The sequence below is a fragment of the Megasphaera vaginalis (ex Srinivasan et al. 2021) genome, assembly GCF_000478965.1.
GTDB lineage: Bacteria > Bacillota > Negativicutes > Veillonellales > Megasphaeraceae > Megasphaera > Megasphaera vaginalis.
Genome location: NZ_AWXA01000045.1, coordinates 1 through 7662, shown reverse-complemented (window position 1 = coordinate 7662; position 7662 = coordinate 1). Strand labels below are relative to the sequence as shown.

Genomic DNA, 7662 nt, shown 5'->3' with positions numbered 1-7662 from the left:
TTTTTGCCACCAATGGGGTGTAACCACTAACTGCCAACTACTCACCTTGCTAGTGTGCAGGTGATGTATTATAATAATCATATATTTTATGTTTTTTATTTTAGGGAGGTACGATTATGACGAAAGAAGAGTTAGTACAGGTCGTTAAAGATATGATAGCAGCGCCTTCCTGTTATGGCGCGTTGAAAGAGCTGGGAGCGGAGTGGCTCAATGCAGTCGGCACGGAAAAAGAGGTCGCTGTATTCAAGAAACTGCTCGCTGAAGTGGAAGGTGATATCATGCCTGTTGACGGAGTGATTGCCTTTGCGGGATCGTCGGCTGGCATCTCCCTTTTCGGCGAAGAAAAAGCGAAAGCCCTTTTGGCGCATGCCGAAGAAATTAAGGCGGCAGGTGCTGTGTATTGCGATTGTCCGGCCTGTTCTGCCGGTATTAAACTATTAGAAAATAAGGGCGTAATTCTGGGGTAAGCAATTGGTTTTCATTAGAGAACACGGCTGTGTTTTTGTACGGCCGCGTTCTTTTTTTGCATTATGTTCGGACAGGAGGATTATGATGGCTCATATTTTACCTTTTAAGGGAATTTATCCTACCATTCATCATACTGCCGTGTTAGCTGACACGGCAGTTATCATCGGCGATGTCACCTTGGGACCGGGTGTCAGTATCTGGCCGAATGCCGTTATTCGCGGTGATTTCAGTGCGATTACAGTCGGCGCTTACACGAATATACAGGACAACGTTACCGTTCACTCCGATATTCGCACGCCTCATCATATTGGCGATCATGTACTGATCGGGCACAACGCCATTATCCACGGACAGTCCATCGGCGCCGGCGCGTTGATCGGTATGGGCGCCGTGCTGATGAGCTACAGCAGCATCGGTGAAAACTCCATTATCGGCGCCGGCACGATTATTACGCAGGGCAAACGAATCTCGGCCGATTCGCTGGTATACGGAAATCCCTTCCGTATTATCCGTTCCGTTACGGAAGAGGAAAAGGAAGAGACTCGCAAAGAAGTAGGGGCATATCACTAGTTGAGTTTGCAATATCCTATGTGGAAGGGGTCTTGGTAATGTTTTCGTATGAAATGCCGACGAAAGTATTTTTCGGCAGAGATTGTCTGCAACATTCGGGAGAAGCGATCAGCGCATTAGGGCATAAAGCCATGCTTGTAACCGGACGCCGTTCAGCAAAGGCCAATGGCGCACAAGATGCTGTGCAAGCGTGTTTGCGGAACTTGGAAATAGACTGGTGCCTTTTTGATGAAGTTGAAAGCAATCCGTCGATTGAGACTGTGCGACGGGCCGCAAATTTGGCCAAGGCGGAAGCCTGTGATGTTATCATCGCCATTGGCGGCGGTTCACCGATGGATGCAGGCAAAGTGATTGCGCTGCTTTGTACGAATACATTGGATGATGAACGTCTTTTTACAGGACCCTATGCTCGGCCTTTGCCAATCGTAACGGTACCGACGACAGCGGGAACCGGCAGCGAGGTGACAAAAGTCGGCGTACTGACGAATCATTGTAAGGGGACAAAGGAATCGGTTGCCGATCCCCTTCTTTTCCCGACTCTTTCTTATGTTGATCCGTCTTTTACGATGAGCGTCAGTGAGAAGGTGACGATTGATACGGCCATTGATGCGTTGTCGCATGCCGTTGAAGGTTATCTTTCGAAAAAGGCGACGCCTATGAGTGATGTCTGGGCTGAAGAAGCGATGCGGTTTATCGGCGGCCATCTGACGGAACTGAAAGGGAAGCTTCCCTATTCTGTGCGCGAAGATTTGTTGTACGGATCGATGTTGGCAGGGATTACGATTGCGCAGACGGGAACGACGTTGGTACATGGCATGGGGTACCAGTTGACATATTATAAAGATTTATCCCATGGCCGTGCCAACGGGCTGCTGCTTCCCGCGTATATGGCGTTAATGTCGGAAACGATGCCGCATAAGACGGAACGCATATGGGATATCCTGAGCCTTTCCGGAATTACGGATTTCAGGGCGTTAATGGTTGATTTGATGCCTGAACGCGTAGCGCTGACTGCGGCGGAAATCGATGCGTATGTGGAGTTGACCATGCGGAAGACCTCGGTGGCAGTAACGGCGTATCCTGTTAAGGCCGCTGTCGTTGCCGAGTTGTACAAGAGTCTGTCGTAAGGCGTGGAAGAAATTTCGGCAGGTATGATATAATAATAAACTAAAGTAGAGATTACCTTAAGCAAGAGGAGAAATGCAATGGCAGAATTATTAGCACCGGCAGGGTCTCTGTCGCATGTTTGGACGGCGATCAACGCCGGCGCCGATGCCGTTTATTTAGGCGGCAAAGCTTTCGGTGCCAGGAAATTCGCACATAATTTGGATCACCGTGAGCTGGAGAGAGCCGTTGAAACGGCGCATATGTTTGGCGTCAAGGTTTACGTGACTGTCAATATCGTTATTGCCGATACGGAACGGGAAGACTTGAAAGCGTATTTGCAGTATCTGGACGTTATTGCCGTTGACGGGGTCATCGTCCAGGATCTTGCCGTCGCCGCACTGGCGCGTGATGTGGCGCCTGCGCTTCCGCTGCACGGCAGCACCCAGATGACTGTTGCCGACCTGGCAGGCGTGCGGCAATTGGAGGCCCTGGGATTTACGCAAGTCGTTTTGGCAAGAGAACTGTCATTGCCGGAGATTTCCTCTATTTGCAGTCAAACGAAGATGGCCGTCGAGGTTTTCATTCACGGCGCTTCTTGTATGTCCTATTCGGGGCAATGCCTGATGAGCAGTTTTATGGGCGGCCGCAGCGGTAATCGCGGTTCTTGCGCGCAGCCCTGCCGCCTGCCATTCCGACTCCTAAGGGACGGCAAAGCGGTGACGACGAAGGACGTCTATTTGCTGAGCTTGAAAGATCTGTGCGCGGCAGCGTATATTCCGGACCTCGTGGCCGCCGGCGTTTCGTCCTTTAAAATTGAAGGCAGAATGAAAAATAACGGGTATGTCCGAAATACGGTTTTCGCTTATCGGCGCATTTTGGATTCCTGTACGTTGCCGGAGCAAAAGCGGCAAGAAGCTGTAGAAGAAGGCCTTCAACTGCTCAGGGAAACATTTAATCGTTCCTATCAGGCAGATTTTTTGACCTACACGGTCGGGAGGAAGACCGTTACGGAAGGGGAGAGCGGCAACAGGGGCATGTATGCAGGCGCCTTGTTGGAATGGAACGGAAGGGAAGGACTTGCCGCGTTGACAACGGAGCTTCAGGCCGGAGATATCGTCAAGGTCTGTCATTCCGACGGCAGAGAACGAATTGATGAAATAAAAGCCGTCAATCCGTCAAAGGAGAAGGGGAGTATCCTGGAATTTCGCTGCCGTGATTTGTTTCCGGGGGATTTGTATCGCCTCGCGCGGCAGACGGATCGGGAACAGTCCGCTGAAGCGCTGCGGCAGTCGATCCCGCTGTATTGCCATTTGGGAACGACTGCCGACGGTCGTTTGGTTCTCACTGTTTGGGATGAAGCGGGGCATAGCGGCGAAGTTTATTCCGCTTATGTGCCGGAACCGGCGCATAAGCGTCCGGCGACGCGGCTTTGGCTGAAGACACAGCTTGACCGGTTAGGCGACACCGTTTTTTCATTGGCCGACGCAACCATATGGGATGAAACGATGATGATTCCCTCCAGCGTCATCAATGAGTTGCGCCGCCGAGCTGTTGAGTTGATGAAAGCGGAAATACGCGGCGAGTATAAACGCCCCCGCAGCGGTCAGGCCGTTTCTCTGGCCAGCCCCGTCAGCGGGGAGGCGCTGGAGGCTATGGAGGTTACGGTCCGTTGTGACACGGTTGCAGCTGTAAAGGCAGCTGCCGCCAATGGCGCTGATCGGGTCATTTTCGGCGGTGAATCCTATCATCACCGCCCGTTCGGAATCGCCGAATGGCGTGAAGCCGCCGCCGCCGTACGTGCCTACGACTGTCAGTTATGGGCGTCGACGCCGCGGATAGAACGGCAAGAGAATGCGGAGGCCGTCAGCAGAGAATTGGCGCTTGCCGCCGCTTGCCATATAGACGGCGTATATATCGGCGCCTTAGGCGCTATGGAATTGTTGCGGCAGCTGCGTATCGACTTGCCTGTTAACGGCGATATGTACTTGAATATTTTTAATGCGACGGCAGCAGCAGCGTATGTAGCCATGGGTTGTACGGGTCTTGCTCTTTCACCGGAACTGACGCTGCGGCAAATCGGAGAAATCGCGGCAGAGCTTGCTGTTCCCGTGGAGATCTGCGTTGCCGGCCGGCAGGAATTGATGGTAACGGAATATTGTCCTATAGCCGCATTTGCCGGCACAGGTCGGAAGCGGTCATGTCCCGCTGTCTGCATGACCGGGCATTTTTCGTTGGCAGACAGAAAAGGTGAATCATTTCCGCTTATGACGGATCAATATTGCAGGACGCATATTTTAAACGGGAAAGAGCTGAATATAGTTCCTTATTACCGCGACCTGCAAAAAATGCAGGCGATGCGCTTGCGGCTCGAAGCTCGCGGCTGCAGTCCGCAGTGGGTTGCGGCGACAGTGCGTCAGTACCGGAAAATTTGTGACGGTACGGAAACGATGCTTTTTACCAAAGACGACAGACATGTCACGCGCGGACATTTCTTTCACAGCATTATAGGAAAGTAGGCGTATCAATAGAATGAATAACCGAAGTATCCGCATTCTCGGATTTTATCAAATACAGAATATGCTCATTCAGCTGGCGCCTTCCAAGGTGTCGAAAGAGATCGCCAAGCATTTGCGTCCCAGCAGTGATGCGGATATGGTCCGGACAAGTCTGAATGATACGGAAGAAGCCCTGCATTGTCTGCAACGTGAAGGAACGGCTCCTTTCGGCGGCATTACCGAAATTAGGCCGGCTTTGGAAAAAGCGAAACGCAGTGTGACTTTGGAAGGTTATGAATGCGTCGATATTTGGCTGAACTTACAGCGCTACGGCGAAATTCACCGTTTTTTTTCCGAGAAAAGGGAAGCGTACAGTCAATTAGCGGAGCGAGCTGAAGGGATTGCCGATTTCACGATGCTCATTCATTCTTTTGCTTCCGTATTTGACAAGGACCACCAGTTGCGCGACAATGCGTCTCCTGAATTGCTCCGTCTTCGCAATCGCATCAATGATCTGGAGCGGCAGACAAAGCGATATATGAACGGCGTTCTCAACAATAAGGAGTATCAGAAATATTTTCAGGATGTTTTGGTAACAGTTCGCAATAATCGGTATGTCGTACCGATCAAGCAGGAATACAGGCACGCTTTTCCGGGCATTGTTCACGATACCTCTGCCAGCGGCGCGACGCTCTATGTAGAACCGTTGGCCATTGTGCAGGCGAATAATGACTTACAAGCGGCACGCTTAGGCGAGAGCAGGGAAATTGAGCGGATCTTTCATCGACTTACGGCCGCCGTCGCCGAGGAGTATGAAGCGATCCGCACGGCGACGCAGGCAGTGGGGCAGCTGGAATTCGCTTTTGCCAAGGCTCAGCTGGCTGTTCGCATGAAAGCGGTCAGACCTGAAATATCGCCGACAGGCACAGTCAAACTCTATCAGGCCAGGCACCCCTTAATCGACGGCGACTGCGTTGTTCCGAATACGATCTTTCTCGGCGGCGATTACCGGATATTGCTGATTACGGGGTCAAATACCGGCGGGAAGACGGTTGCCATGAAAACGTTGGGGCTAATCGTTTTAATGCACCAGGCGGGACTGTTCATTCCGGGGCTCGACGGTTCGGAATTGCCGGTTTTTCGCAACGTTTTTGCCGATATCGGTGACGAACAGGATATTGCGCAAAATTTAAGCACCTTTTCCAGTCACATGAAGCAGCTCATTTACATCATTAACCACAGCGGTCCCGCCGATCTGATTCTGGCTGATGAGCTCGGTTCGGGAACAGATCCGGCCGAAGGCAGCGCCATTGCCATTGCGATCATGGAAGCACTTTATGAAAAGGGCGCGCTCGTCATGGTTACGACCCATTACAATGATTTGAAAAACTATGCCTATCAGACTGCCGGCATTGAAAACGGCCATGTCGAATTTGATGTGGAAACGTTGCGTCCTACGTATAAGCTCCGCATCGGTTCCGCCGGCAGCAGTCACGCTTTCAGCATCAGCGAGCGTCTCGGCATGCCGTTGCCGGTCTTGGCTAAGGCGCGGGAACTGCGCAGCCGGTCGCAAGATGTTGATATGGAAGCGATTTTGACCAAGCTCAATGCGCAATCTCAGCAAATGGATGAAGAACAACAGCAGCTGGAGCAACGATTGGCTGCAGTGCGGCAGCTGGAGGCGGAATTGCGTCACGAAAAGGATAAAGCGGCGGAAAAACGGCAGGACATCATTGCCGCCAGCAGGCGTGAAGCGATGGAATTAAAGCGGAGCCTGCGCTTGGAATCGGAGCGGATCATCCGCGAATTAAAACAGCAGGCCAGAGAAGGCGGAGAAAGTGACAGAGCCAAGGCGATCGATAAAGCGCGCCGCGCTGTTCAGCAGATCTCGTTGCCGGCAGAGGAAAAGCAGCGGCGTGATCCGGTCGATATGGCTCGGCTGAAGGTGGGGCAGCTAGTCTTTATTAATTCTCTTGACGGTTTGGGAACGGTTACGGAATGCAGAGGAAAGAAGGCGACCGTCTCTGTTCGAGGGATGACTGTGCGGGTGACGGATAAGGATATTAGCGCACCGTTTTTGGAAGAATTGAAACAGGAACGGCGGGCTGAAAAGAAAGCGGCGGCAGAATCGTCATTCAGGCCTGTACGGACCGTTCAGGTCAACACGGAAATCAACATTATCGGCAAGACGGGACAGGAAGCGATTCCTCTGGTGGAGCGTTTTTTGGATCAGGCGTTATCGGCAGGCTTCAGTCCTGTGCGTATCATTCACGGCAAAGGAAGCGGCGCATTGCGACGACAGATTCACGATTTTTTGTCGGAACAACCTTTTGTCACGCGTTTCGCACCGGAAGATTCGCAAAATGGCGGCGACGGAGTGACGCTTGTTTACTTTTAGCGGCAGCAATTTGATGAAGGTATAGTGAAGGGGCAGATAGAGATGAAAGAGTTGGAAGAAAAGATTTTGCAGGACGGGACAATCATTGATAATCGTATTTTGAAAGTTGATAATTTTTTGAACCAACAAATTGACGTTTCCCTGATGCTGCGCATGGGGCAGGAACTTGCCGCAAAGTTTCGCGATTGTAAGATTGATAAGATCGTGACGATCGAGTCTTCCGGCATTGCCGTGGCAATGGCGGTCTCCATCGCCTTAGGTAACGTCCCCGTCGTTTTTGCCAGAAAAAAAGCGTCGCTACTGATGAACGACGGCATGTATATGACGGAAATCTATTCTTATACCAAAGAAGAGACCTATATGGCATCAATCAGCAAACGATTTATTGCCAAAGGCGAGGATATTTTGCTTATTGATGATTTTTTAGCCAGCGGTACGGCGGCGTTGGGACTGTCGCATTTAGTCGAAGCAGGCGGCGCCCATATTGCCGGGATCGGTATTGTCATTGAAAAATCTTTTCAACCGGGACGGCATCTCTTGGAAGCGGCAGGCTTTCACGTTGAATCACTGGCGCGAATTCAGTGCTTTGAGAATAACCGGCCTGTCTTTGCACGGGACGGAAAC

Annotated in this window: 6 protein-coding genes; all 6 read left to right on the top strand. The window is 51.5% G+C overall.

Features of this window, described 5'->3' with window-relative positions; all coding sequences use genetic code 11:
- The first annotated feature begins 116 nt into the window (after window positions 1–116).
- A complete protein-coding gene (locus HMPREF1250_RS07960; protein WP_023054147.1) occupies window positions 117–467 on the top strand; it encodes a hypothetical protein in 351 nt (116 codons plus the stop codon).
- A gap of 85 nt (window positions 468–552) precedes the next feature.
- Window positions 553–1038, top strand: a complete 486-nt coding sequence (locus HMPREF1250_RS07955) for a gamma carbonic anhydrase family protein (RefSeq protein WP_023054146.1) — start codon at window positions 553–555, stop codon at window positions 1036–1038.
- A gap of 38 nt (window positions 1039–1076) precedes the next feature.
- Window positions 1077–2165: an iron-containing alcohol dehydrogenase family protein gene (locus HMPREF1250_RS07950; protein WP_023054150.1), complete on the top strand. Its 1089-nt coding sequence runs from the start codon at window positions 1077–1079 to the stop codon at window positions 2163–2165.
- A 78-nt stretch (window positions 2166–2243) separates the two neighbouring features.
- Entirely contained in the window at window positions 2244–4661 is a 2418-nt protein-coding gene (locus tag HMPREF1250_RS07945) for a DUF3656 domain-containing U32 family peptidase (RefSeq protein WP_023054148.1), read from the top strand.
- A 13-nt stretch (window positions 4662–4674) separates the two neighbouring features.
- Window positions 4675–7038: an endonuclease MutS2 gene (locus HMPREF1250_RS07940; RefSeq protein ID WP_023054151.1), complete on the top strand. Its 2364-nt coding sequence runs from the start codon at window positions 4675–4677 to the stop codon at window positions 7036–7038.
- A 42-nt stretch (window positions 7039–7080) separates the two neighbouring features.
- Window positions 7081–7662, top strand: a 582-nt coding sequence (locus HMPREF1250_RS07935) for a xanthine phosphoribosyltransferase (RefSeq protein ID WP_036243030.1), incomplete at its 3' end; no start/stop codon positions are given.

What these genes read in the sequence shown, in the direction of transcription:
- HMPREF1250_RS07960 (WP_023054147.1), top strand. Translation starts at nt 117, where the DNA reads ATGACGAAAGAAGAGTTAGTACAGGTCGTTAAAGATATGATAGCAGCG.
- HMPREF1250_RS07955 (WP_023054146.1), top strand. Translation starts at nt 553, where the DNA reads ATGGCTCATATTTTACCTTTTAAGGGAATTTATCCTACCATTCATCAT.
- HMPREF1250_RS07950 (WP_023054150.1), top strand. Translation starts at nt 1,077, where the DNA reads ATGTTTTCGTATGAAATGCCGACGAAAGTATTTTTCGGCAGAGATTGT.
- HMPREF1250_RS07945 (WP_023054148.1), top strand. Translation starts at nt 2,244, where the DNA reads ATGGCAGAATTATTAGCACCGGCAGGGTCTCTGTCGCATGTTTGGACG.
- HMPREF1250_RS07940 (WP_023054151.1), top strand. Translation starts at nt 4,675, where the DNA reads ATGAATAACCGAAGTATCCGCATTCTCGGATTTTATCAAATACAGAAT.